This window comes from SAR86 cluster bacterium, from assembly GCA_029268615.1.
GTDB lineage: Bacteria > Pseudomonadota > Gammaproteobacteria > Magnimaribacterales > Magnimaribacteraceae > JAQWNM01.
Genome location: JAQWNM010000017.1, coordinates 1 through 25021, shown reverse-complemented (window position 1 = coordinate 25021; position 25021 = coordinate 1). Strand labels below are relative to the sequence as shown.

At 37.9% G+C, this 25021-nt stretch carries 26 protein-coding genes; 24 read left to right on the top strand and 2 right to left on the bottom strand.

The genetic code is table 11. The annotated features are described in order from the left end of the window. Positions 1 to 3: 3 nt before the first annotated feature. Together dnaN and dnaA are read right to left on the bottom strand one after the other, a co-directional pair. Positions 4 to 1101: a DNA polymerase III subunit beta gene (dnaN, locus tag P8J93_08395; GenBank protein ID MDG2061817.1), complete on the bottom strand. Its 1098-nt coding sequence runs from the start codon at positions 1099 to 1101 to the stop codon at positions 4 to 6. Beyond that, positions 1098 to 2462, bottom strand: a complete 1365-nt coding sequence (gene dnaA / locus P8J93_08390) for a chromosomal replication initiator protein DnaA (protein ID MDG2061816.1) — start codon at positions 2460 to 2462, stop codon at positions 1098 to 1100. Before dnaA ends, dnaN begins: the two co-directional genes overlap by 4 nt. Before the next feature lie 157 nt (positions 2463 to 2619). Here dnaA and rpmH point away from each other — a divergent pair, with 157 nt between their 5' ends. The 24 genes from rpmH to P8J93_08270 all read left to right on the top strand — a co-directional run bounded on the left by rpmH (position 2620) and on the right by P8J93_08270 (position 24971). Continuing rightward, positions 2620 to 2754, top strand: coding sequence for a 50S ribosomal protein L34 (rpmH, locus tag P8J93_08385; protein MDG2061815.1), 135 nt, complete (start codon positions 2620 to 2622; stop codon positions 2752 to 2754). Between the two features lie 339 nt (positions 2755 to 3093). Next, on the top strand, positions 3094 to 3354 hold the full coding sequence (gene yidD / locus P8J93_08380; protein ID MDG2061814.1) for a membrane protein insertion efficiency factor YidD: 261 nt from the start codon (positions 3094 to 3096) through the stop codon (positions 3352 to 3354). After that, entirely contained in the window at positions 3347 to 4972 is a 1626-nt protein-coding gene (gene yidC, locus P8J93_08375) for a membrane protein insertase YidC (GenBank protein ID MDG2061813.1), read from the top strand. Before yidD ends, yidC begins: the two co-directional genes overlap by 8 nt. Then, complete coding sequence (gene mnmE, locus P8J93_08370; protein MDG2061812.1) at positions 4973 to 6289, top strand: tRNA uridine-5-carboxymethylaminomethyl(34) synthesis GTPase MnmE; 1317 nt, start codon at positions 4973 to 4975, stop codon at positions 6287 to 6289. A gap of 241 nt (positions 6290 to 6530) precedes the next feature. Further along, positions 6531 to 8408, top strand: a complete 1878-nt coding sequence (mnmG, locus tag P8J93_08365; protein MDG2061811.1) for a tRNA uridine-5-carboxymethylaminomethyl(34) synthesis enzyme MnmG — start codon at positions 6531 to 6533, stop codon at positions 8406 to 8408. Between the two features lies 1 nt (position 8409). Next, positions 8410 to 9006: a 16S rRNA (guanine(527)-N(7))-methyltransferase RsmG gene (gene rsmG, locus P8J93_08360; GenBank protein ID MDG2061810.1), complete on the top strand. Its 597-nt coding sequence runs from the start codon at positions 8410 to 8412 to the stop codon at positions 9004 to 9006. Next, on the top strand, positions 9003 to 9785 hold the full coding sequence (locus P8J93_08355) for a ParA family protein (GenBank protein MDG2061809.1): 783 nt from the start codon (positions 9003 to 9005) through the stop codon (positions 9783 to 9785). The genes rsmG and P8J93_08355 overlap by 4 nt, the downstream gene beginning before the upstream one ends. Continuing rightward, positions 9778 to 10647, top strand: a complete 870-nt coding sequence (locus tag P8J93_08350; protein ID MDG2061808.1) for a ParB/RepB/Spo0J family partition protein — start codon at positions 9778 to 9780, stop codon at positions 10645 to 10647. The genes P8J93_08355 and P8J93_08350 overlap by 8 nt, the downstream gene beginning before the upstream one ends. A 67-nt stretch (positions 10648 to 10714) precedes the next feature. Continuing rightward, the gene (gene atpB / locus P8J93_08345; protein ID MDG2061807.1) at positions 10715 to 11650 is read left to right on the top strand and encodes a F0F1 ATP synthase subunit A; all 936 of its coding nucleotides are present in this window, start codon (positions 10715 to 10717) and stop codon (positions 11648 to 11650) included. Positions 11651 to 11668: 18 nt separating this feature from the next. Further along, positions 11669 to 11890, top strand: coding sequence for a F0F1 ATP synthase subunit C (gene atpE / locus P8J93_08340; protein MDG2061806.1), 222 nt, complete (start codon positions 11669 to 11671; stop codon positions 11888 to 11890). Between the two features lie 15 nt (positions 11891 to 11905). Continuing rightward, complete coding sequence (locus P8J93_08335) at positions 11906 to 12376, top strand: F0F1 ATP synthase subunit B (protein MDG2061805.1); 471 nt, start codon at positions 11906 to 11908, stop codon at positions 12374 to 12376. A gap of 2 nt (positions 12377 to 12378) precedes the next feature. Next, positions 12379 to 12894, top strand: a complete 516-nt coding sequence (locus tag P8J93_08330; protein MDG2061804.1) for a F0F1 ATP synthase subunit delta — start codon at positions 12379 to 12381, stop codon at positions 12892 to 12894. 17 nt (positions 12895 to 12911) lie between these two features. After that, positions 12912 to 14456, top strand: coding sequence for a F0F1 ATP synthase subunit alpha (atpA, locus tag P8J93_08325; protein MDG2061803.1), 1545 nt, complete (start codon positions 12912 to 12914; stop codon positions 14454 to 14456). Positions 14457 to 14459: 3 nt separating this feature from the next. After that, on the top strand, positions 14460 to 15323 hold the full coding sequence (gene atpG / locus P8J93_08320; GenBank protein ID MDG2061802.1) for a F0F1 ATP synthase subunit gamma: 864 nt from the start codon (positions 14460 to 14462) through the stop codon (positions 15321 to 15323). A 29-nt stretch (positions 15324 to 15352) separates the two neighbouring features. Beyond that, entirely contained in the window at positions 15353 to 16729 is a 1377-nt protein-coding gene (gene atpD, locus P8J93_08315) for a F0F1 ATP synthase subunit beta (GenBank protein ID MDG2061801.1), read from the top strand. A gap of 3 nt (positions 16730 to 16732) precedes the next feature. Next, the gene (locus tag P8J93_08310) at positions 16733 to 17146 is read left to right on the top strand and encodes a F0F1 ATP synthase subunit epsilon (GenBank protein ID MDG2061800.1); all 414 of its coding nucleotides are present in this window, start codon (positions 16733 to 16735) and stop codon (positions 17144 to 17146) included. A 55-nt stretch (positions 17147 to 17201) separates the two neighbouring features. Beyond that, positions 17202 to 18551, top strand: a complete 1350-nt coding sequence (glmU, locus tag P8J93_08305; protein MDG2061799.1) for a bifunctional UDP-N-acetylglucosamine diphosphorylase/glucosamine-1-phosphate N-acetyltransferase GlmU — start codon at positions 17202 to 17204, stop codon at positions 18549 to 18551. Then, positions 18551 to 20386 (top strand): glutamine--fructose-6-phosphate transaminase (isomerizing), encoded by a 1836-nt coding sequence (glmS, locus tag P8J93_08300; GenBank protein ID MDG2061798.1) that lies wholly within the window; start codon positions 18551 to 18553, stop codon positions 20384 to 20386. The genes glmU and glmS overlap by 1 nt, the downstream gene beginning before the upstream one ends. Then, positions 20383 to 21738, top strand: coding sequence for a DNA methyltransferase (locus P8J93_08295; protein MDG2061797.1), 1356 nt, complete (start codon positions 20383 to 20385; stop codon positions 21736 to 21738). The genes glmS and P8J93_08295 overlap by 4 nt, the downstream gene beginning before the upstream one ends. Further along, the gene (locus P8J93_08290; GenBank protein MDG2061796.1) at positions 21726 to 22805 is read left to right on the top strand and encodes a hypothetical protein; all 1080 of its coding nucleotides are present in this window, start codon (positions 21726 to 21728) and stop codon (positions 22803 to 22805) included. Before P8J93_08295 ends, P8J93_08290 begins: the two co-directional genes overlap by 13 nt. A 107-nt stretch (positions 22806 to 22912) precedes the next feature. Continuing rightward, complete coding sequence (locus P8J93_08285; GenBank protein ID MDG2061795.1) at positions 22913 to 23449, top strand: HD domain-containing protein; 537 nt, start codon at positions 22913 to 22915, stop codon at positions 23447 to 23449. A gap of 112 nt (positions 23450 to 23561) precedes the next feature. After that, entirely contained in the window at positions 23562 to 24002 is a 441-nt protein-coding gene (locus P8J93_08280; protein MDG2061794.1) for a hypothetical protein, read from the top strand. A 29-nt stretch (positions 24003 to 24031) separates the two neighbouring features. Then, positions 24032 to 24202 carry a DUF1272 domain-containing protein gene (locus tag P8J93_08275; protein ID MDG2061793.1) on the top strand — a complete coding sequence of 57 codons (171 nt, stop codon included), beginning with the start codon at positions 24032 to 24034 and terminating at the stop codon, positions 24200 to 24202. Positions 24203 to 24278: 76 nt separating this feature from the next. After that, a complete protein-coding gene (locus P8J93_08270; GenBank protein MDG2061792.1) occupies positions 24279 to 24971 on the top strand; it encodes a hypothetical protein in 693 nt (230 codons plus the stop codon). Positions 24972 to 25021: the final 50 nt, after the last annotated feature.

Below are 25021 nucleotides of genomic sequence, written 5' to 3'. Positions count from 1 at the left end.
TGATTACAACCTCATGGGCATAATCACATATAAAGAATCATCTTCATTGGTAGAATTTATTGTGCAGCTTGAATCCTCCCCATAGAAAGAAATCTCAGCCTCTTTTGTATCTATTGAGTTAAGTGCCTCTACTAAATAACCTATATTAAATCCTATTTCAAAAGATTCCCCAGAATAAGTAGCTTCTAAGTCTTCCTCTGCCGACTCTTGTTCTGGATTATTCGCTGAAAGCTTTAAAGCATTTTCTGATAAAGAAAGACGAACCCCCCTATACTTTTCATTAGATAATACTGAGGCCCTGCTAAGGGCAGACAAAAGGTTTTCACGCAAAATTCTTAGTGATTCAGGGGTCCCTTCTGGAAAAACTTTTTTATAATCCGGAAACTTTCCGTCTATTAATTTTGAAGAAAACTTAAAAATATCTGAATTAAGGCTTAAAAAATTAGACCCTAAAACTAACTCTACTTCATCATTTGCAGATTGAAGAATTTTAAGAAGCTCTAAAACTGCCTTTCTTGGGACTATGGAGCTAAAATCATTTACATCTTTTAAATTCTTTCTAGATATAGCCAATCTATGACCATCTGTTGCTACGGCGGAGATAACGCCTTCCTTAACCTCTATTAACAAACCATTTAAGTAGTACCTTACATCCTGTGATGCCATGGAAAAATGAGTTTTTTGAAGTATATTTCTAATTAAATCTGGGGCTACTTTTGTTGCGGACAGAACTTCCTTACAATCTATTTCAGGAAAGTCTGACGCTGAAATAGTAGACAGATCTGCTTTAAAAGACTTTGCCCTTATGGACAGCTTGCCCAAGTTAAGAAAAAAATTTATTTCTTCATTATCGGGCAAAGACCTACATAATTCCGACATTTTTTTTGCTGATACTGTAATTTCTCCCTCTTCTTTCACTTCCTTTACTTCTGCTATTGTTTTAATTTGTATCTCTAGATCTGTCGCAGAAAAAGCTGCTTTTTTCCCTACGATGGTTATAAGCATATTTGCTAAAATAGGTATGGTATTTTTTCTTTCTGCTACTGCTGCCGCATTCTGTATCGCTTCTACAATTTGATCTTTCTTTGCTATAAAATTCATGCCGTTAATACTCTTATCAGGTTTCTATAATCTTGCTCTATCTCGTTACTAGAGCTTCTTAATTCATTTATTTTTCTACAAGCATGCAAAACTGTAGTGTGGTCTCTGCCACCAAAAGAATCTCCTATTTCAGGAAGGCTATGATTTGTAAGCTCTTTTGCTAGAGACATTGCCATTTGTCTTGGTCTTGCTATAGACCTACTTCTTTTTTTAGAAAGCATATCTCCTAGCCTAATATTATAATACTCAGAAGAAATTCTTTGAATATTTTCTACGCTTACTTGTTTTGCCTGGATCGCTAAAAGGTCTTTAAGGGATTCTTTTATTGAAAGAACGGTGATGGGTTTATTTGTAAAGTTTGAATTAGCCACCACCCTCTTTAGGGCGCCCTCTAGCTCTCTAACATTAGATCTTACCTTCTGGGCTATAAAGAAAGCGCTTTCGTTGTCTAAATCAACTTCCATGCTTTTTGCTTTTGATAACAATATAGCCACCCTTGTTTCAAGTTCTGGGGGCTCTATTACAACGGGCAGGCCCCAACCTAATCTTGATTTTAGCCTATCTTCTAGTCCATCTATTTCTTTAGGGTATCTATCGCAAGTAAGAACCATCTGGCTTCCTTTCTCTAAAAGCGAATTAAATGTATGAAAAAGCTCCTCTTGGGATTGCTCCTTATTTGCAAAAAACTGTATGTCGTCTACAAGCAGAGCATCTAAGCCTCTATAAAAACTTTTAAATTCTGATATTGCTCCTAATTGCAGCGATTTTACCATATCATTCACGAACTTCTCCGAATGAACGTATACTACCTTTTTATTAGAATCTGATTTCTTTATATGATTTCCAACTGCATGCATTAAATGGGTTTTACCTAGGCCCACCCCGCCATAAATGAATAAAGGATTATAGGAATTTTTTTCTCCCTCTGAAACTTGCTTTGAAGCGGCGAAGGCAATTCTATTAGATTTTCCTTCTACAAAGTTGTCAAAAACAAAAGAGGAGATTAAATTCTCTTCTATCTTGGGTTCTTTTTTGGTTTTAGCTGGCCGACTCTTCTTTTCATACCTTCCAGTTATTTCCTCTTGTATAGAGTTATTCACAGGATGCTCCTGGACTTCATATGTTAGATTTAACTCCTGGTTTGTTGTTATGGCTACAAGCCTTTCCTGTATCAAGGAAGAATATTTCTCTTCCACCCAGTCTAAAATGAACTTATTAGGAGCTATAACGCTATAGGACAAAGGCTTTGATCCCTCATTTTCCTTTAGCGATAAAGGAGAAATCCATGTAGAATACTCCTCCATAGATATATCTCTTTGAATTGTTTTTTTGCACTCGTTCCAGAAATATAAATTGGGCATAACGAAATTATACATTTTTTTTTTAACTTATCCACAGCATAAATAAGATTATAAACTGTTAATAAACTGTTAATTAAATGATTATTTAATTTTTCTTGTTAAAATTGGTGAAAAAACCTATTATTCACACCCCCTTTAAGCTAAATACCAAACAATTATGAAAAGAACATATCAACCAAGTAAAATAAAAAGGGCGAGAACCCACGGTTTTAGATTAAGAAATTCTTCTAAGAGTGGGAGGGCCATATTGAACTCTAGGATAAAAAGGGGTAGAAAAAAACTATCAGCTTAATCCTCCTTTTAATTAAAATGTCCCTTAAAAAGATAAACAAAATATCTTCTCAAGAAACTTTTGCACACGTCTTTAAGTGTCCTGATTTTAAATTAAAATCTAAAGGGTTTTCTCTGCTAGCAAAGAAAAACTCAAAGGATAATCCTAGGCTCGGGATATCTTTAAAGAAAAAAAATATTAAGCTATCTGTGCACAGAAATTTAGTGAAGAGACTCATTAAAGAAACGTTTGTGTGTCAAAAAGATAAGCTGCCTAATTTAGACTATATAATAATATCTTCAAGAGGGCTGGATATAAAAAACCCCGCTCTTAAACATGAAATTTATTTGTTGTGGGAAAATGCCTCTAGTAAACAAGTTAACTAAAGAATTCTTAATTCTAGTAATAAATTTTTATAGAAGATTTATCAGTCCTCTTACGCAAAGTTCTTGCCGGTACCAACCTACATGTTCAGAGTATGCCTTGGAAGCCATCCAGATCCACGGCCCCTTTAAGGGAATTATAGCCTCGTTAAAAAGAATTTTAAGTTGCCATCCTCTGGGAGGAAGTGGCTACGACCCTGTTCAAAACACAAATAAAACAGATAAAAAAAATGGATAAAATTAAAGGATTTATTATTCTGTCAATTGCCACAGTTTCTTATTATCTCTTAATTCAATGGTCTTCTTTTGAGCCTGTTAAAAGTTTAGTCCTTGAGGAGGGGCATGAAGTAGTAAAAGATATTGATAGTGTTTTAATTGATAGTAATGACTCACTTACTAAAGGTTTAACGCCTCTTAACAACGCACAGCCTTTGGCTTCTTTTGATGATGTAGAGCCTGGCTTAGAAAATTATAAACTTCAAAATAACGTTTTGTCTTTAGAGGTAGATCCTAAAAACGGGGCGCTTGTGAAGGCTGAGCTTCTGTTAATGAAAAACGAGCTGAAGTCGGAAAGTAACATAATACTTTTCGATGCCTCGGGAGAAAGTAAGTATCTTGCTAAGAGTGGTTTTTTATCTCAAGAAGAGGGCGCCTTAGATCCTATATTTTCCTCTTTTATTTTGTCTGAAGGTGGAGAAAATCCTGTCTATGTTCTTTCTGGGGAAAACGAAAAATACATCATCAAAAAAACCCTTTCTTTAAAAAAGAATAAATATGATGTTGAAGTAAGAGACCAGATAACTTTAAAAGAGGGGTACCTGGCGGAAAGCCTTGCGAGTTTTTCTGTAATAGAAAGAAGTCGCAGCGAAGTGGAATCTGGTTTTATGACATACGCATATCTAGGGCCTGTTTTTTCTCTAGACACCGACAAGTATGAAAAAGTTAGTTTTGACGATGTTGATGAAGAAGGTTTTTCTAAAGAGTCTCAGGGCGGCTGGGCTTCAATTATACAACATTACTTTATTTCTGCCTGGGTGCCCAACCAAGATCAAAGATACTTATTTCAAGCAAGGCGGAAAGATAATGGTGTATATTCAGTCGGAATGGCGGGGGAAAGTTTTTTTCTTGAGCCTGGCATCACAAAAACATCAGTTCAAACTCTTTTTGTTGGTCCTAAAATACCTAAAAACCTAAACGAAGTTCAAGAAAACTTAGCATTAACCGTGGATTATGGTTGGCTTTTTTGGTTGGGAGAGCCTCTTTATTGGGTTTTAAACTTTGGCTTTTCTTTTTTAGGGAACTGGGGTCTGGCTATTATATTTTTAACCGTGTCCTTGAAACTTCTTTTGTGGCCATTATCTGCCGCTGCCTACAGGTCTATGGGAAAAATGAGAGCCCTTTCTCCTAAGCTACAAGAATTACAAGCAACTTATGGTTCTGATAAGCAAAAATTTAGTCAAGAGATGATGGCGCTTTACCAAAAAGAGGGTGTAAATCCGCTTGGGGGCTGCTTACCTATGGTTGCACAAATGCCCTTCTTTGTTGCTTTTTATTGGGTTTTAATAGAAACGGTAGAGCTTAGACATGCGCCCTTTTTCTTCTGGATAGTTGACTTGTCTCAAAAAGATCCTTTTTTTGTCCTTCCCTTGTTAAATGCTGCCGGTATGTATTACTCGCAAACCCTAACGCCCACGCCCCCTAATGCTGACCCCATGCAGGCCCAAATGATGAAATATATGCCGTTGGCATTTTCTGCTCTGTTCTGCTTCTTTCCGGCGGGCCTAGTTCTCTATTGGCTTATAAATATGTTGGTTACCTTAATACAACAACTTTATTATCTTAGGCCTTATAGATAGATGCTGGAAACGATAGTTGCCCCCGCCACTTCAGTTGGAAAGGGGGGAGTGGGCATAGTGAGGCTTTCCGGTGAAAAGTCGCGACTCATAGGTTCTGCTCTCTGCGGAGATCTTTCCGAGCCCTGGAAGGTAAAAAAATGTACTGTCAGTGACTCTGATAAGGAAATGATAGATTCTGGACTGGTTGTTTACTTTAAGGCCCCGAACTCCTATACGGGAGAAGACGTTGTTGAAATTCACTGCCATGGCAACCCCCTTTTGTTAGATCTAATAACTCGGGCAGCTATAAAAGAAGGTGCTCGCATGGCCTTACCGGGAGAGTTTACTGAGAGGGCTTTTTTAAATGAGAAAATTGACTTGGCTCAGGCAGAATCTGTTGCAGATCTTATATCTGCAGAATCACTAGAGGCTATAAAGGTTGCCGAGTCCTCTCTTAAGGGTGATTTTTCCAATAAAATAAACCTGGTTATAGATAAAGTTTTAAAAATGCGCGTAAACATTGAAGCAGGTTTAGATTTTCCAGAAGATGAAACAGACGAAAAGGAGGATGCCCTATTAGAAGGTCTTTTAGAAGAAATAATACAAGAGGTGAATTCTATCCTTGAGGGCTCTAAGAGGGGGGCGCTTTTAAGAGACGGCTTTAAAGTATCCATCATCGGCCCTCCCAACTCAGGTAAATCTACACTTGTAAACCGATTAGCTCAGGAGAATATAGCCATTGTTTCAAGCGTTCCAGGAACGACCAGAGATCCTATTAGAAAAAAAATAAACTTAGACGGCTTCGTTATTGAGATTGTAGATACAGCCGGGGTTAGGGAGAAAACTAGTGACCCCATAGAAAAAGAAGGAATAAAAAGAACGGTCTCAGAAAAAGTAGATTCTGACCTAGTTTTATATACGTGTTCTGTTGATACGAACCACAAACATCCCGATTTCAACGAAGAGCCTATGATAAAAATTTACACTAAAGCTGACCTGGGTGAGGAGAAAAGATTTGGTGCGTATAAAGATTTTATATATATATCTGCGCAAGAAGAGAGGGGCTTAGACGTATTAACTGCAGAAATTTTAAAAGTGCTGGGGGTTTCCGAGAAGAGTCAAGTTCCTATTTTGGCAAGAAGAAGACACATTGTATTAATAGAGGGTTGCTTGCAAAAACTCTACAGTTGTGGAGTTGCTTTAAAAGAAAGGGGGCAAAATGAACTGTGTGCGGAATTTCTCAGAGAGGGTCAGGATATTTTGGGGCAAATAACAAGACCTGTTGCAAGCGAAGATTTACTAGAAGAAATTTTTTCTAGTTTTTGTATTGGAAAATAAGTGTATAACTTGTTTATTTTCTACTTAGACCTGTTTGCAGTTTTTTATTACCTCAAAGGTATCAACAGCTTTAATTCTTAGAATACAATTTGTGTTTTATTTATACATATATTTGATTCCTCTAATGAGCTTGATAAATAAGAAGGACTTTAGTTTTCCACATTTTTTTTCTGCTCTATAATAGTGAATTAAGTTAATATTAATACTATAAATTTATTTTATAAGTTATACACAAAATTAAATTATCAATACAAATTATCAAATAATTGTAATAGGTGGGGGTCATGCTGGCGTAGAAGCTGCTGCCGCTTGCGCTCGTTCTAATTTAGAGGTTCTGCTAGTTACACACTCTTTTGAAACCGTGGGACAGATGTCATGTAACCCGGCTATTGGGGGAATAGGTAAAAGCCACCTAGCCAGGGAGATTGATGCTATGGGAGGATTAATGGCCAGGGCTACAGACCTGTCAGGCATTCATTTTAGGGTATTGAATTCTTCCAAGGGTCAAGCTGTCAGAGCCACCAGGGCTCAAACGGACAGAGCCCTTTACAAAAAAGCCATCCAAGGCTTCTTAAAAAACTATAAAAATTTATCAGTTTTAGAAGATGAAGTAGAAGACCTGTTAATAACCAAAGGCAGAGCGGGCGGGATATTAACAAAGAAAAAAAACAAGATAAAAGCCGAATGTGTGATCTTAACAGCTGGAACTTTCTTGGGCGGAGTAATGCACACGGGATTAAAACAGGAGGACGGCGGGAGAGCCGGAGCCGAGGCAAGCAACAACTTAGCTAAAAGGCTCAGGTCGTTACCACTCGAAGTCGGAAGAATGAAAACAGGAACACCCCCCAGGATTGACGGAAGTTCGATCAATTGGAACAAAACAACGGCCCAGTCAGGAGACACACCTAGGCCCGTGATGTCTTTTGCTGGAAAAACAGAAGACCACCCCAAACAGGTTAACTGCTATATAACAAGAACTAATGAAAATACTCACAGAATAATAAAAGGAGCCCTTGCAGAGTCGCCCCTATACACGGGCGTAATAAAGGGCATCGGCCCAAGATATTGTCCGTCCATCGAAGATAAGGTGGTAAGATATTCGGGAAAAGACTCCCACCAAATATTCTTGGAACCCGAGGGATTAGATACGGATTTAGTTTACCCAAACGGAATATCTACAAGCCTTCCTTTGGAAGAGCAAATAAAAATGGTTCAAAGTATACAGGGCCTAGAAGCGTCAAAAATTGTTCAACCCGGCTATGCCATAGAGTATGATTACTTTAACCCAAGAGGCTTATATCACACCCTTGAGAGCAAACACATTCACAACCTTTTTCTTGCAGGGCAAATAAACGGAACCACGGGGTACGAAGAGGCGGGGGCGCAAGGATTGCTGGCAGGAATAAATGCTAGTTTAAAGGTAAGAAAAAAGGTTTCATGGGTGCCGAGGAGAGATCAGGCATATATGGGCGTTATGGTGGATGATCTTGTTATCCAGGGAACCATGGAGCCTTATAGAATGTTTACAAGCAGAGCAGAACACAGACTCTTGCTGAGAGAAGATAACGCGGACCTAAGGTTGTCAGGTATTGCCAACGACATGGGGATATTGCACAAGGCAGCCTGGAAAAGAACACAAGAAAAAAAGCGAACAACAAGCCAAGAGCTGTCTTCGTTAAAAGAAAAATTTATAATTCCAGAATCTATTAAATCTAAGAAGTTAGAAAAAGAGACGGGAGAAAGGATAGCGGAAAAAAAATCATTTTTTGATGCTCTAAAAAGGCCCGCCATTAAATATTTAAACCTTGTTGAAAATCCAAAAATAAGCCAAAACTATATAGATGAAATAGAGGCAGAGATAAAATATGCCGGCTATATTGTAAGGCAACACAAAGAGGTTAAGAGGGCTCAGAAAAAAACCCAAACAAAACTTTCACGCGAACTCAATTATAAGGAGGTGCGCGGACTTTCCATAGAAGTGGCCGAAAAATTAGAAAAACATAAACCGGAAGATTTGGGTGAAGCGTCTAGAATATCTGGCGTCACGCCCGCTGCAATTTCTTTACTGTTAGTTTATTTAAAAAAGAAAACCAAAAAACAGGGCTCAGCTGCTGCTTAACGTGCACATTAAAAAAGAGGAAAAGCTTCTTTTTAATAGCTACAAAGAACTTATATTGTCTTGGGGGAAAACCCATAATTTAATGTCTAAAAGTGCCCTCCAAGAAATAGACCTCCACATAGATGACTCTCTTTCCGTTGCAACAAAAATCCAAGGAAAAAATATTATAGACCTGGGCAGTGGGGCAGGGTTTCCAGGGATTCCAGTCGCCATTAGGAGGAAAGAGTTAAAGTTTTATCTTGTTGAGAGTAATAATAAAAAATCTTCTTTTTTGTTCAGGACGGTTCATGAGCTAGGGTTAACAAATGTGGAGGTGATTTCAGAAAGGATGGAAAATTTTTTTTTAAAGAAAACCGATGTAGAAATAATAGCCAGAGCTTTTGGAGATATAGACAGGGCCATATCAACCAGCTCTTATTATTTAGACAGGGGGGCACTTTTAAGGCTCATGAAAACTAATAGCCAAAAACAAAAAATTGGAAAAAAACTTTCAAAAAAATACCAGATAATTTCAACAGAAAATATATACTCGGAGCTTAGAAGCCAAAACATATTGATAACAGTTGGGTCGAAATGTAACAAGCAGGAAGGAAATTGAAAACCATAGTAATAGCAAACCAAAAGGGAGGGGTTGGCAAAACCACGACAGCTGTTAATTTGGCCGCGTCTTTGGCGGCTGCCAACAGGAGGGTTCTTTTGGTGGATATAGATCCTCAGGCAAACGCCACCACAAACTCAGGAATTAATAAAATTCAGACAACCGGCGGCACTTTATCGGCCCTTCTTGAAGAAGGAGAAAACCAAGTGCAAAGAGCCGGCTCTTTTGGTTTTGACATAATGCCTTCGGGCCCCTCTTTGATAGCGGTAGAATCTAGCCTGAGGAATAAAGATAAAAGAGAAAAGGTGCTTTTGAATAATTTGGCGGCAAGGAAGGACAGATATGATTATTGTATAATAGATTGCCCCCCCTCCTTGAACCTTCTAACCATTAACGGCTTAAGGGCAGCAGGTGAACTTTTGGTTCCTATGCAGTGCGAGTATTTTGCCCTAGAGGGGCTTACTGGCTTGCTGCAAACTGTTAATGAACTAAATGAGGCGACTGGTCATAATTTAAAAATCTCTGGCATAATAAGAACTATGTTTGACTCAAGAAACAAGTTAGGTCAACAGGTCTCAGAAGAGCTGTCGACGCATTTTAAGAAGGAACTTTACAACACGATTATTCCAAGGAATATCAAGCTGGCAGAATCCCCAAGTTTTGGAAAGCCAATTTTGAATTATGATCCTTCGGCCAAAGGATCTTTGGCTTATATGGCTTTAGCCGGGGAGGTTTTAGGAAGAATGGAAGGAGGCCAAGAACTTTTAGGCAATGAATGAAGAAAAGAAAAACTTAGGAACTGGGCTTGGATCTCTCTTGGGAGAAATGAGCGAGTCTAGGAACATTAAAAATGAAGGTAATAGTTTATTAGAAATTGACTTGGCGGATATAGTGCCAGGCCAATTTCAGCCTAGAACAAGTTTTAAAAAAGAGGGCCTTAGCGAGCTTGCAGAGAGCATAAAAGAAGAGGGGGTACTTCAGCCTATTTTAGTTAAAAGTTTAGCTTCTGGCAGGTTTGAAATAGTAGCTGGCGAAAGGAGGTGGCGGGCAGCTAAGATCGCAGGTCTAAATAAAGTTCCGGCGATCCTTAAAGAGCTAAATAATGATGAAACTGCAAAAATTGCCCTAATTGAAAACCTTCAAAGAGAAGATTTAGGGCCCCTAGATACCGCAAGGGGCCTAAAAAGGCTTAAATTAGAATTCAACCTATCACAGGAAGAAGTGGCCTCCTCGCTGGGAATATCAAGAAGCGCTGTAGCAAACTTTTTAAGGTTATTGAACCTTTGTTCCGAGGTTTTAAATTTATTAGAAGAAGGGAAGTTAGATATGGGCCACGCTAGAACATTAATCCCTTTGACGGAGTCCGCACAACAAGAAATTTCTGAGCTTATAGTAGTTGGAGAGCTGTCTGTTCGCCAATCAGAGGCTTTGGTTAAAAACTATCAGGCAAACGCGGGTAAAATTAAAGAAAATCATAAGCAACCAGCCAACCCGAATATTACATTACTTGAAAAAGAACTATCAGATATCCTGGGAACTAAGGTGACCATATCACATAAAAAGTCAGGCCAGGGCAGGGTAGCCTTTCAATATAAAAACTTAGAGCACCTTCAGGGAGTTTTAGAAAAAATAAAAAAATAAAGTTTTTTTATTTTTAGCCTTTTATTGAAGGTCATAGCAATCTATAATTGCGGCGCCCTTAAATGATATGGCTAATAAAGAATTAAACTCGACTGATTTTATACAACACCATCTTCAAAATTTAACTTTTGGAGAGTGCTCCGATGGAAAATGGAGATTTGCCGATGGACATATAAATATTGGCCAATCTCACTCTGCTCATGTAGAGCAAAAAAATTATACATGTGATGTTAAAGAAATGGGTTTTAACGCAATCCATGTAGATACTATGCTTGTATCTGTTTTTCTTGGCTCCATGGTCTGTTTATTTTTTTGGCTGGTCGCAAGAAAGGCGTCAGTGAAAAACCCATCCAAAATACAGAATGCTTTTGAGTATGTTTTTGATTTTGTCAGAGGGGCGGTCAATGATACGTTTGTTCCTAAAAACAATAATATTATCGGCCCGCTAGCCCTGACATCTATTTCTTGGGTTCTGGCAATGAATTTAATGGACCTTTTGCCGGTGGACTTAATTCCTTGGATAGCAAATGGTTTTCAGTCCTCTGTCGTATATGGACCAGTTCATTACTTTAAAATTTTACCTGTAGCCGATATAAACGCCCCCGCTGGAATGGCTTTGGGTGTCGCAATTCTTATTCACTACTACAGTATAAAGAACAAAGGTTTGGGCGGCTTCTTAGCAGAATTAACCTTACAACCGCTTGGAAAGTGGGCCCTTCCTTTTAACATGATAGTAGAAATTCCAGGATTCTACGCAAAACAGGCGGCATTAGGATTAAGGCTATACGGAAACCTTTTTGCAGGAGAAATGATTTTTATCTTGATAGCGCTTCTTTTTGGAAGCTTCTTTGAAAGTATATCCGGAGTCATTTGGGGCGTCTTTGGAATACTTTTGCATATGGGATGGGCGATATTCCATATTCTGATAATAGCGTTGCAGGCCTATGTATTTATGATTTTAACTGTTGTGTTTTTAAACCAAGCACACGAAACTCACCATTAATTAACTAAGGAGAAAGAAATGGAAGAATTAAGATTAGTAGCCGGAGCCATAATGGCTGGTTTGGGGGCCGTTGGAGGGGCTATCGGTGTCGGGGTTGCCGCGTCTAAGTATCTAGAGGGTATAGCAAGACAGCCAGAACTTCAAAGCTATCTATTGGGTCAGTTTTTTATAATGATGGCGCTGGTAGATGCGCTTCCAATTATATCGCTAGCTTTTGGTTTAATATTTCTTTTTACCTAAAAGCAACAAGATCGAATGAATTTTAATTACACTTTAATAGGTCAATTACTGGCCTTTATCCTATTTGTTTGGTTTTGCATGAAATATGTTTGGCCGCCAATGTTGCAAATTCTAGAAGAAAGGGAAAAGGAAATATCGGAAGGATTGGATGCAGCGAGTAAGGGGAAGAGGGAGCTAGAAGAGGCTGCATTAAAAAAAGAAGAAGTCATGGGGGCTGCTAAGAAAGAAGCCGCTGAACTCTTAAACCAAGCAAACTTGAGAGCTAACCAGATGGTAGAAGATGCAAAATCAAAAGCTCAAGACGAAGCAGACAGAATAAAGGCTTCGGCTGAGAAAGATTTAATACAAAGCGCCAATAAGGCCAGGGAAGGGCTAAGGGCTGAGGTGGCTGTATTGGCTGTAGCTGGTGCAGAAAAGCTATTAAAGGCCGAGATAGATAAAGAAAGCAATGCGGCCTTAATAGAAGAGATATCAAATGAGCTTTAATTATGGCAAATAACGAAACTCTCTCGAGGCCCTATGCCGCCGCTTTATTTGACCACTCAGAAGGTTGGACAAAAAATTTAGAGCAAATGGCAAAAGTAGTTCAAGATCCGAGCGTTGCAGGCCTAATTGACTCACCACATCTTTCTTATCAAGAAAAGGTAACTAAATTTTTGTCATTGTTCGATGGCGAGATTGACCCAAAATCAATAAGCCTAATAAAGGTTCTGGGTGAATCAAAAAGGCTTTCTTTGATACCAAGCATATACCAACAATATAAAGAGTTGATAGAAAAAAAGGAGAAAAAAAGGACCGTAGAACTGACGTCTCCATTTGATCTTTCGGCAGATCAAAACGAAAACTTGGCGAAGGTTCTAAAGGGGAGGTTTGGTGAAAATTTAACAATCAAAACCAAGATAGACCAATCATTAATAGGAGGTTTTTTGGCAAAAAGTGGAGATGACGTTTTAGATGCATCTATCAAAGGAAAGCTAGAAAAACTCAGGAATCAAATAACATAAATATAAGAAGGTTAAAAATGGAAGAATTAAACCCATCTGAAATAAGCCAAATAATAAAACAAAAAATTGATGCCTTGGACTCAGAGCCAAGACCAAGCAATGAAGGAACAATTGTATTTTTGGCGGACGGAATTGCAAGAATACACGGCCTGGGCGAAGTGATGAATGGAGAACTAATCCAGTTTGAGCACGGCGTGCAAGGAATGGCCCTTAATTTGGAGAGAGATTTTGTTGGAGCGGTCATTCTAGGAGATTATAGGCTCCTGGCAGAGGGCGAAACTGCCAAATGTACGGGGACAATTTTAGAAGTTCCAGTAGGAGAAGCTTTACTTGGAAGAGTTGTTAATGCTTTAGGCGAGCCAATAGATGGTAAGGGTTCTATAGAAACAGATTTTAGGTCGCCAGTAGAAAAAATAGCTCCAGGAGTCATTTCGAGACAGGGCGTAGATCAGCCAGTGCAGATTGGGTTGAAGGCAATAGATAGCATGGTTCCAGTAGGAAGGGGGCAGCGTGAATTAATCATAGGCGACAGGCAGACAGGCAAGACGGCAATAGCAATAGATGCAATTATCAATCAAAAAGATACTGGAGTTAGATGTGTCTATGTAGCAATAGGACAGAAACAATCAACGATAGCAGGGGTAGTAAGAACCCTAGAAAAATATGGAGCTATGGATAACACCATAGTTGTAGCAGCGGGGGCGGCAGACCCAGCGCCAATGCAATATATTGCTGCTTTTTCTGGCTGCTCAATGGGTGAGTATTTTCGTGATAGAGGTGAGGATGCATTGATAGTCTATGATGATTTAACTAAACAAGCATGGGCCTATAGGCAAATGTCACTTTTGCTAAAGAGGCCTCCCGGCAGAGAAGCTTATCCGGGCGATGTCTTTTATCTTCACTCAAGACTATTAGAGAGAGCTGCTAGAGTTAGCGCAGATTACGTGGAAAAGTTCACAGAAGGAAAAGTAAAAGATAAAACGGGCTCTTTAACAGCTCTTCCTATTATCGAGACGCAGGCAGGTGATGTATCTGCTTTTGTGCCTACTAACGTTATTTCTATAACGGATGGCCAAATATTCTTGGAGACTTCTCTTTTTAGCGCAGGCCTAAAACCAGCCATGGATCCTGGAATATCTGTATCTAGGGTTGGAGGGGCGGCGCAACTTCCTATAATAAAAAAACTTGGTGGCGGAATTAGAACGGCTTTGGCCCAATATAGAGAGCTAGAAGCTTTTTCTCAATTTGCGTCAGATCTTGATGATGCATCTAGAGAGCAACTAGAGCATGGGACGCGTGTTACGGAGCTTATGAAACAAGGACAAAATTCACCAATGAGCGTGTCCGAAATGGGCGCAGTTCTTTTTGCGGCGAATGAAGGGTATCTAAAAGAGGTGGAAGTAGAAAAAATAAAAGATTTCGAAAAGGCTTTATTGGCTTATTTGCGTTCAGAGCACGCTGATTTAATGAAAACCGTAGATGAGACTGGAGATTATGGCGAAACTATAGCGGCAGAATTTAAAGAGGCGTTAGATAATTTTGTAAGTACTCAAACATACTAAGAAATGGCTAACAGTAAAGAAGTTAGAAATCAAATTGCCAGCATTGGCAACACTCAAAAGATTACCAGCGCCATGGAGAAGGTGGCAGCCAGTAAAATGAAGAAGACTGAGCTTAGGATGGCTAAGGGGAGGCCATATCGAGAAAGAATGCTCGAAGTTATTTCTCATTTGGCGAATGGGCAACCAGAATATAAACCTACTTTTATGAATGAAAGAGAGGTCAAAAATGTAGCGATCATTGTCATCACTTCAGATAAGGGGCTTTGTGGAGGCTTGAATGCCAATCTGTTTAGGCAGGTAACTAGATTTACGAAAGACCTTTCCGAGGAAGGGAAGAAAGTAAGCTTCTGTTTAATAGGGACGAAAGGAAGGGCTTTTTTTAAATCATATGGAGGCAAGATAATATCAGCAACTGAGAAGCTTGGAGACAACCCTTCTTTGGAGGAGTTGCTAGGAGCTATAAAGGTTTTATTGGATTCCTTTGTGGAGGGCGAAGTAGACCAGATTTATTTAGCCAGCAATAAGTTTGTAAACACCATGACTCAAAATCCAACGGTTGATCAGTTGGTTCCTTTAGTTCGAGAAGAGACTGAAAAAAAACCTCAGCACTGGGACTATTTATACGAACCTGACGACTCAAGGGCCATATTAGACAGTCTGATGTCTAGATATATAGAGTCATTAGTTTATCAAGGCTTGGTAGAGAACATAGCCTGCGAACAGGCAGCAAAAATGGTAGCAATGAAGAGCGCGACTGATAATGCAGGAGATTTAATAGATGAATTGCAGCTTGTTTATAACAATGCTAGACAGGCAGCTATTACACAAGAACTTTCAGAAATTGTAGGGGGTGCCGCGGCACTTTAATATTTAATTAAAACTTGGATTTAAAAACTATGAGCAAAGGAACAGTAATACAAATAATAGGCGCGGTAATAGACGTTGAATTTCCTAAGGAGAGCCTGCCCAAAATTTATGACGCCCTTGAGGTAGAAGAAGGGGGCTTGGTTTTGGAAGTGCAACAGCAACTAGGAGATGGCATTGTGAGGACTATAGCCATGGGTGCATCAGAAGGGCTTCAAAGAGGGGTTTCTGTAAAAAATACTGCAAATCCTATTTCAGTTCCAGTAGGGACTGGCACCCTGGGAAGAATTATGAATGTACTAGGAGAGCCTATCGATGAAAAAGGAGAAGTAAAAGCAGATAAGACGATGCCAATTCATAGAGCGCCTCCTTCTTATGAAGATCAGGCAGAAACTAAAGAGTTGCTAGAGACAGGAATTAAAGTTATCGATCTTATGTGTCCTTTTGCCAAGGGCGGCAAGGTAGGATTGTTTGGAGGAGCTGGGGTTGGCAAAACTGTGAATATACAAGAACTGATTAGAAATATAGCTTATGAGCATGATGGCTATTCAGTTTTTGCTGGAGTGGGCGAAAGAACTCGAGAAGGTAATGATATGTATCATGAAATGATAGAGGGAGGAGTTCTAGATAAAGTGGCACTTGTTTATGGCCAAATGAACGAACCTCCTGGTAATAGACTTAGGGTAGCTCTATCTGGCTTGACTATGGCAGAAGAATTTAGAGACGAAGGAAATGACGTACTTCTATTTGTTGATAATATTTATCGTTATACGCTTGCAGGAACAGAGTGTTCAGCACTTTTAGGGAGAATGCCATCAGCTGTAGGATACCAGCCAACATTAGCAGAAGAAATGGGCGTGTTGCAAGAAAGAATTACCTCTACTAAAACAGGTTCAATTACATCTGTTCAGGCTATCTATGTTCCGGCTGATGATAATACAGACCCATCTCCTGCGACAACTTTTGCACACTTGGATTCAACGGTAGTTCTGTCTCGACAAATAGCAGCACTAGGAATCTATCCCGCGGTTGACCCTTTAGATTCTTCGAGCAGACAGCTAGAACCAGATGTTGTTGGGCAAGAACACTATGATGTAGCGAATTCCGTTAAGATGGTTTTGAATAGATATAAAGAACTCAAAGATATTATTGCTATATTGGGAATGGACGAGTTGTCAGAAGAAGATAAATTAGTTGTTTCCAGGGCTAGAAAAATAGAAAGATTTTTATCTCAACCTTTTTTTGTTGCAGAGATTTTTACTAATGCCCCAGGAAAATATGTATCTTTAGCTGAAACAATCAGAGGGTTTAAAGGAATTGTAGACGGAGATTATGACGATATCCCTGAGCAGGCATTTTTTATGGCTGGCGGAATAGATGAAGTTGTAGAGAAATCAAAGGAGTCATAATTAATGTCAGTTATCGCATGTAGCATTGTAAGTCCAGAAGGAGAACTTTTTTCAGGAGAGGTAGAGATGCTTATAGCTGACGGAGGAGCTGGAGAAGTTGCCATCACTCCAAGGCACGCACCCTTGCTTACTTCCCTAAAACCAGGACCCTTGAGATTAACTATGGAGGGAGGAGAAGAGCAGGTATTTTATGCCTCTGGAGGATTTTTAGAAGTTCAGCCAGGTTCTATAACAGTTCTGACAGACGTGGCAGAAAGGGCTGGAGATATTGACGAAGCAGAAGCAGAAAGAGCAAAAGAGTTAGCTGAAAAAGAGCTAGAAGGACAAAAATCAGATTTAGACTATTCTTTGGCTGCAGCTCAACTTGCAGAAGCAGCAGCTCGTTTAAAGTCCATTCAAAAGTTACGTAAGAAGTAACTTCAGATTTCTTTTTTCTTTACCTCAGCCGTTTTTTACCTTACAAATGCTTAATATGAAGACAGATTTCATTATATTAGCCGCAGGGAAGGGGAAAAGAATGTCGGGCCATGTCCCCAAAGTATTAAAAATTCTTGGCGGTAAGCCCATGGTCCAGCACGTTGTAGACACAGCTAAAAATTTTTTAAACTCCAAATCCTTTGTAGTGGTAGGCGACAGACAGAAAGAGGTTATGTCTTCGCTCGAAACTTACAAAGACATTACTTGGGTAAAACAAAGAGATCAGTTGGGAACGGGTCACGCCGTAAAGCAAACCCTTAAAAAATTAAGAAACAATTCAATTGCGATTGTTTTGTATGGCGATGTTCCCCTGGTAGAGCCGGCCAGCCTAAAGAAGTTAATTAAATCTGCTCAGAGTAATGATTTAGCATTATTGACAATGGAGCTAGATAAGCCAAAAGGTTATGGAAGAATCGTCAGAGATAAGAAAGGCACAATTAAATCTATTGTAGAGGAAAAGGATGCTACAAAGGAGCAAAAGAAAATAGCTGAGGTGAATACGGGCATAATGGCAATGAAGTCAAATTTACTACTAGATCTGATACCTAAAATAAAGAAAAAAAATAAAGCTGGAGAGTATTATTTAACTGATTTAGTTGAAATAACTAAATCAGAACAAAGGAAAATTAAAGCAATCACCTTGAGCTCTCCGGAAGAAGCCCTAGGCGCTAATAGTGCAGAGGAGTTGCATAACCTTGAAAGGGTTTATCAAAAAAGACAGGCATTAAGCCTAATCAAAAGCGGTGTTCGCTTCGGCGATATTAATAGATTCGATGTCAGGGGCCACCTGGAGGCAGAAAAGGGTTGTTTCGTTGACGTAAATTGTGTATTTGAGGGGCAGGTGATTTTAGAAAAAAATACAAATATAGGACCGAATTGTTTTATTAAAGATTCCATAATAGGCGAAGGAAGTAGGCTTTATGCAAATTCTGTTATTGAAGATTCAAAGTTAGGCAAGGATTGTAAGCTAGGTCCTTTTGCCAGAGTTAGAGGCGGTAGCGCGCTCAATGAATCTGTAGAAGTAGGAAATTTTGTTGAAGTAAATAGAAGCAAAATTGATAACAATGTTAAGACTAAACACTTGACTTACTTGGGGGATGCCAGGATAGAGAAGGGGGCAAATATAGGCGCTGGAACTATAACTTGTAATTACGACGGAAAGAAAAAATCAATTACAGAAATAAAAGAAGGAGCATTTATAGGCTCTAACTCTTCATTGGTTGCTCCTGTTAAAGTAGGAAAAAATGCCTATACAGGCGCTGGTTCTGTTATAACTAAGAATGTGCCAGAGGAATCTTTAGCTATAGCAAGAGGAAAACAAGTTAATATCAAAAAGAAAAAGTAATGTGTGGAATAGTTGGAGTAGTATCAAATCGACCAGTTACTGACAAGTTGTTAGCGGGTCTGGTGAGACAGGAATATAGAGGCTATGATTCTTCAGGCATAGCTATTTACAATGAAGAAGAAGACCAAGTTAACGTACTTAGAAGGCTAGGAAAGGTTTCTGAATTGCAAAGAGCTATAGCTGAAAGCCCTATTTCTGGCAAGGTTGGTATTGCCCACACTAGATGGGCAACTCACGGCTCTCCTACCGAGCATAATGCCCATCCTCACACTTCAAATGAAAATGTTTTTGTTGTGCATAATGGGATTATAGAAAATCATTCAGCCCTTCGCACTATGCTTAAGGAGTCGGGATATGCATTTACTTCTGATACAGATACTGAAGTGATAGCTCACTTAGTCCATGCAAAATTATCCGATGGCGCCTTAACTATTACAGAAGCGTTAAGCAAAGCAGTAGCTGAATTAGAAGGAGCTTATGCTATAGGCGTTATGTCTTCAAATCAGCCTGATGTTATAGCCGCTGCAAGAAAAGGAAGTCCGTTAGTTCTCGGAAAGGCAGAGGGTGAAAATTTTCTAGCTTCAGATCAGTTGGCTCTCGCTGATTTTGCAGAAGAATTTATTTTTTTAGAGGAAGGAGATCTGGCAGAGATATCTTCTCAAAAGGTCACTATCTGGGATAAAAATAGCGAAATAATTGATAGGCCAATCGTGATAGCAAAAAGTTTGGGTCAGACTGTAGAAAAGGGTGACTTTCGTCATTTTATGCTAAAAGAGATATATGAACAGCCGCAAAAGGTTAAAGGGCTTTTAGAAGGTCAGTTTACAAATAATGGCGTTCAAGAAGAAATATTTGGTCCAGGCGCTCCTGAAATCTTTAAACATGTTCAAGCTGTTCAGATAGTTGCTTGTGGAACCAGTTATCATGCCGGCATGGTTGCAAAATACTGGTTAGAGGGCCTCTCAGGATTGCCTTGTAGCGTAGAGGTTGCCAGCGAATTTAGATATAGAAATAAAGTGGTTGCCCCAAATACTTTGTTTATAACCATATCCCAATCAGGAGAAACCGCAGATACTTTGGCATGCTTACGTTCATCCAGCGCGGCTAATTATCTGGCAAAGTTAGGAATATGCAACGTTCCTACGAGCTCCTTAGCCAGAGAATCAGACTTAGTTTTTTTAACCAAAGCTGGACCCGAGATAGGGGTGGCTTCAACAAAAGCCTTTACTACTCAATTAGTGGGATTATTAATGTTAACTTTAGTTCTTGGTAGACATCATGGTTTATCTGAGGTTGCAGAGAAAAGTATTAATACCTCTTTAGAAGCCTTGCCAGATTCTTTGGAAAAGGTTATGCAGTTAGAAAAAGAAATTATTAATATGGCAGAAGATTTTGCCCACAAAGACCATGCTTTATTTTTGGGTCGAGGAATTCATTACCCAATTGCTATGGAAGGAGCACTAAAGCTGAAAGAAATTTCTTATATTCATGCCGAGGCATATCCCGCCGGAGAGTTGAAACATGGCCCATTAGCCTTGGTAGATTCAGAAATGCCCGTTATAGCCGTGGCTCCTAATGACGATTTACTAGAAAAACTAAAATCTAATTTAGAAGAGGTAAGGGCTAGAGGAGGAAAATTATATGTATTCGGGCACGATAAAGCTTTACACGATTCTTTGATAACTAAATTTGTAGCGTTACCAGAAGCTCCCGAATTAATAGCACCAATACTTTATACAATACCTTTGCAGTTGCTTTCCTATCATGTCGCTGTTCTAAAGGGGACCGATATAGACCAACCTAGAAATTTAGCAAAATCCGTCACCGTCGAATGAAGGGATATGCTGGCATATACTCGGCACATAAATACTGGGGAAAAAAACCCGTAGAACTATATCAAAAAATATTAGACAGAATAGCAGACTCTAACTCATTAATCGTTGATCCCTTTTTAGGATCAGGTGTTATTGCAAGAGCATGCAAGCAAAACGATATTCCTTTTGTGGGTTGTGACATTAACCCCTCCGCAATCCTTATTTCTAGAATAATCTCCAATCCTCCAACATCGCATCAAGTCGAAAAAATTTTTTTAAAGATTAAAGAGGACTGCGAAGAAGAAATAAGGTCTTTTTATACCAACAGTAAGAATGTTGAAGCATCACATATACTTTATGAAAAAAGTGAAATAAAAGAAGTGTGGGTGCCTAAGGGGAGGGGAGTTGATTTAGCAAAAGCGGAAGATTGGAACTTTAAAGAAGAGCATAATTTTAAAACCATTTATTTTAAAAATACTAACCTTTTAGAAAATGTGAGAATAAACGTAAGAAAAAATCAAGATCTATATTCCTTGTTTTCAACCAGGGCAATCAAATCAATTGATCTTATTTTAAGGAGCATTAGTCAAATGCCCAAAGGAGATCAAGAAATTGCAAAATTTATTCTTACAAGCAGCGTCGGGCAAATGTCAAAAATGGTTTTTGCAATTAATAGAAGAAATAAAAACTCTAAAAGCAAAGTTAAATATGAGGTTGGAAGTTGGGTAATTGGTTTGTGGAAACCTGATAGAAGCATTGAAACAAATGCTTGGAGAGTTTTTAGCGGAAGAAGCAAAAGATTAATCAATGCTCTTAAAAGAATGGAAGAAAATCCTATTAATACAACTCAAACAAATAACGAAATTCATTTGAAAGACTTTAGAGAAATGCTTAACAATATAGAAGATAACACAATTGATAACATAATCACTGACCCACCACATGGAGACAGAGTTCCTTACTTAGAATTATCTGAGATATGGAATGCTATTATTGGAGAGAAACCTAATTATGATAACGAAATGATAGTTTCAAACTCTCCTGAAAGAAATAAAGATCAAACCAGTTATAAAAATGATTTCTCTATTTTCTGGGACCTATGTGAAAGAAAAATTAAAAAGGGCGGTAGATTAATCTTAATGTTTAACACCACCGACATGGACTTCTGGAATTTTTTAAAGGACCTGTCAGATCAATCGGAAGCACTATATTACGAGGGTAAATTTAAGGCAAACTATAGTGCAGGATCTGTTGTTCAAGATAATAGAGAAGGAGCACTAAAATATGATTGGTGTGTTGTTTTCTATAAAAATCAAAGACCCAAAAAAGATATATCTAAAATTTCAGGTTGGGAGACATCATGGGTCATTTAAAAGAACTAGAAGAAATGTACAAGAAAGATCAGATTAGTGAAATTGTTAATCAATCTGAGGGTTTAAGATATTTATACATTAAGTCTTTAAGCAGATCTGTATATATGGATGAACTTATAAAGCAATTCAATCTGTCTGATAAAGAAAAACTTTTAGTAAAAGAGAAATTACCCCTAATTTTTAACTCCCCATTAAAAAAAAATGAGATTCAGTCTTATATAAATCAAAAATATATTGAAGAAAGAAAAAAAAGACTTCTAAATGAAGACGAACTATACAATGAATTATATAAATTAAAGGAGTTTGATTGGGGAGGTCTCTATCAAAACAGTTTAGAACAAACAATTGTCAATAACTATATAAAAAAGATACCAAATTATAATGAACTCGAAGATCATATAAACAATTCCCTTCAAGATAGTCTTAGAGGTTACGTGAGATGTTCCTGGTATAATCACTGGACTTCAATCATGATTGAAGACATTTTTAAAGATTTCAATAGAGTCACTCCAGCGCTTGGACAAATTAAAAAAATAGATTTTTTTATTGATGAGACCCCCTTTGATCTTAAAGTCACATATCTTCCAGAAGGATATATTAAAGACAAAAGGAAAGAAGAGGGACTAAGACCCGAACTAACACTTCTTAAACAATCAGCAAGAGAACTATCAATATCATTTGATCAATCAACCCCAAGCGCAGATTTGCTTAAAGATCTATGGATAAAACATAAAGAATATGATTCATCAAATGAACTAGTTTTAGATCTAGAAAGATTTAGAAAGAGGTTGGTTGCAGAAGTGCAAAGCAATCCAAATTCCTTAATGATATGGTTATACGAGAACCAAGGAATAAGAAGGTTTGATTCAGCAAATAGATTCTTTATTGTTTTTATTAATAATGAAAATTTATTCGAAGGGTGGACTATGAAAAGATCGCTCCCATTAATAAAAGAATCCTTAAAAGAATATTTTTCCAAAACCAAAAACATTGGAAAAAATATAAACTTTAATTGGGAAAATAAAACCTATGCCACCACAAGCGACATGATACTTATTACAAATTGACACTGTACTGAAAAGAGAAACATAAGGATGGAAAAAAATCAAAACAGACAAACTAAAAAAAATAATTCGGTTATGGATACTCCATTACTGTGGAATAGTTTACAACAGTGAATAAGGATCCTTTATTAGAAGCAAAAGAGATAGCAAAAAAAGTTCACGGGAATCAGACAGATAAAAAACAATATCCATATATGGCTCATATATTAGATGTTGCTTCGAGAGTTTCCCACCTTGGAGAAAGCTACGAAATAACTGGTTTACTCCATGACGCAATTGAAGACGCAAGTAAGCACCCTAATGGAGAGGATTTTAAAAAAGAGATAACAAATCAGATAGAAAAGTCTTTCGGCAATGATGTGATAGAGGCAATTCATGCAATGACGAAATTATCATCAGATGATTATTTCAATGATTATTTACCAAGGGTAAAAAGGAATGAGATTGCGAAACAAGTGAAAATTGCAGATTCGTCACATAATCTATCAAAAGCACACCTTCTAATTAATGAACCTGTCTTGCAAGACAGGTTACGAAAAAAGTATATAAAAGTCCTTAATGAACTGGGGGAGGACGGATTGTCCTGTGAAAAACCAATAATTTATCAAGATGAAGAATGGGTAGAAAAGAAATTGAATTTTATTTAAAATTTCACAAAGAGTTCAGAAAAAATCATACTCTTAATTCTGCACTCAAAATGAATTCGTTACTGTGGAATAGTTTACAACAGTAAATTAACTTAATAGGATTATAACTATTATGATTAAAATTTATCAAGGCGGATCAACTGGACTGGAGCAACAGAAAGCCAAGAGATATCCAAAATCAAAATATAAAGGTATTAAAGTTACTATCACAGAATCCCTAAAAAAGGATTTTGATTTTGATTTAGTCCTTATTCAATGCGGATCCTTTTATGAGGCAGTTGACGATGGAGCGGAATTTTTAAACAAAAATTTTAACTTAAAATTATTCGGAGTAAATCATTACTCGACTGGTTTTCCTTTAGGCGGATTAGGTAAATATAAAAAATTATTAGATGATTTGAATATAAATTATTGTATTTTAGATCAGTTAGAGAAGAGTAAAGAAAATAAATTGAGAGAGTTGTGTCTTTTTCCACTATTGATGGTGCTGATGGACTTATATTCTAATCTAAGATTATTTACTGTTGTAAAATACTCTGTAACGGTTGAGTAAGTTCGAACAGAGAATTAGAAAGGTAGTATATGCTTGAAATGAAGGAAGAATGTTTAGTTTGTGCCGTTAAGTTATTAAACGATTCTTTGGCACATATTTGTTCTTTTGAGTGCACGTATTGCCAGTCATGCGCAGAAGATCATAACCACGTCTGTAAAAATTGTGGAGGAGAACTAAAAGAAAGACCTAAAAGACAATAGTTTGTGACGAACTTGGTCTTTTCAAAATTCGAAAATAACTATGGAAGAAAAGTATATAAAGTTCTATCACGGTTGAATGGGTTCTACAGAGGGCTTTATCGTCGATAGAGAATTAATTGTGCGCAGACTACTCCTGGGGTTTTTATTAGTAATAGTTGGAACTCAACCTGCAGCATCAGAAGGTCGTGAGATAGAATATGGAAAAATTAACACTCTTCTGAGTACAGTTAGTCAGTCAAAATCACCACTGATAGAAAGTCAGATCAAACTAGAGATATTGAGTAAAGAGATTTCGTATGATGAAATCAAAGTTTGGATCGTAGAGGACAACCGGATACTTAATGAGATCCCCGTGGATATGACGAACGGAACCATTAAACTGCCGGTATTCAAAGAAGCGCGTGCAAAGCAACTCGCCCTGCGATTGAATCAAGATAAAGACTCATTGGTACTGAACTTGAATGCCAGTATTAAATCTCCATCGTCAACAGTAATGCCATATAGAGATTTGTTTTTAATAATCGAAGATTTTAATAACGTTACCAAAAAGTTGGCAGGTGCGATGTATTTATTTGCACCAAAGATGAGTTCTCTTAAGTTTCGATTCGATCAGCCTGCTACCATTGAAATTCCAGCAAATAAAAAAAACTATCGCTACGAAACTGATACAGATCTTGTCATTGAAGTAAAAATTTCGTCTCGACTAATGAAAGAGAATCCAACAGTAACCTTCAGCGTCATTCCAGCATCCATTGAACCTATAGATTAAATTTAGATGTTAAAATTGTGTAAGTAACAGTTAAAGGTACAAAAATAACC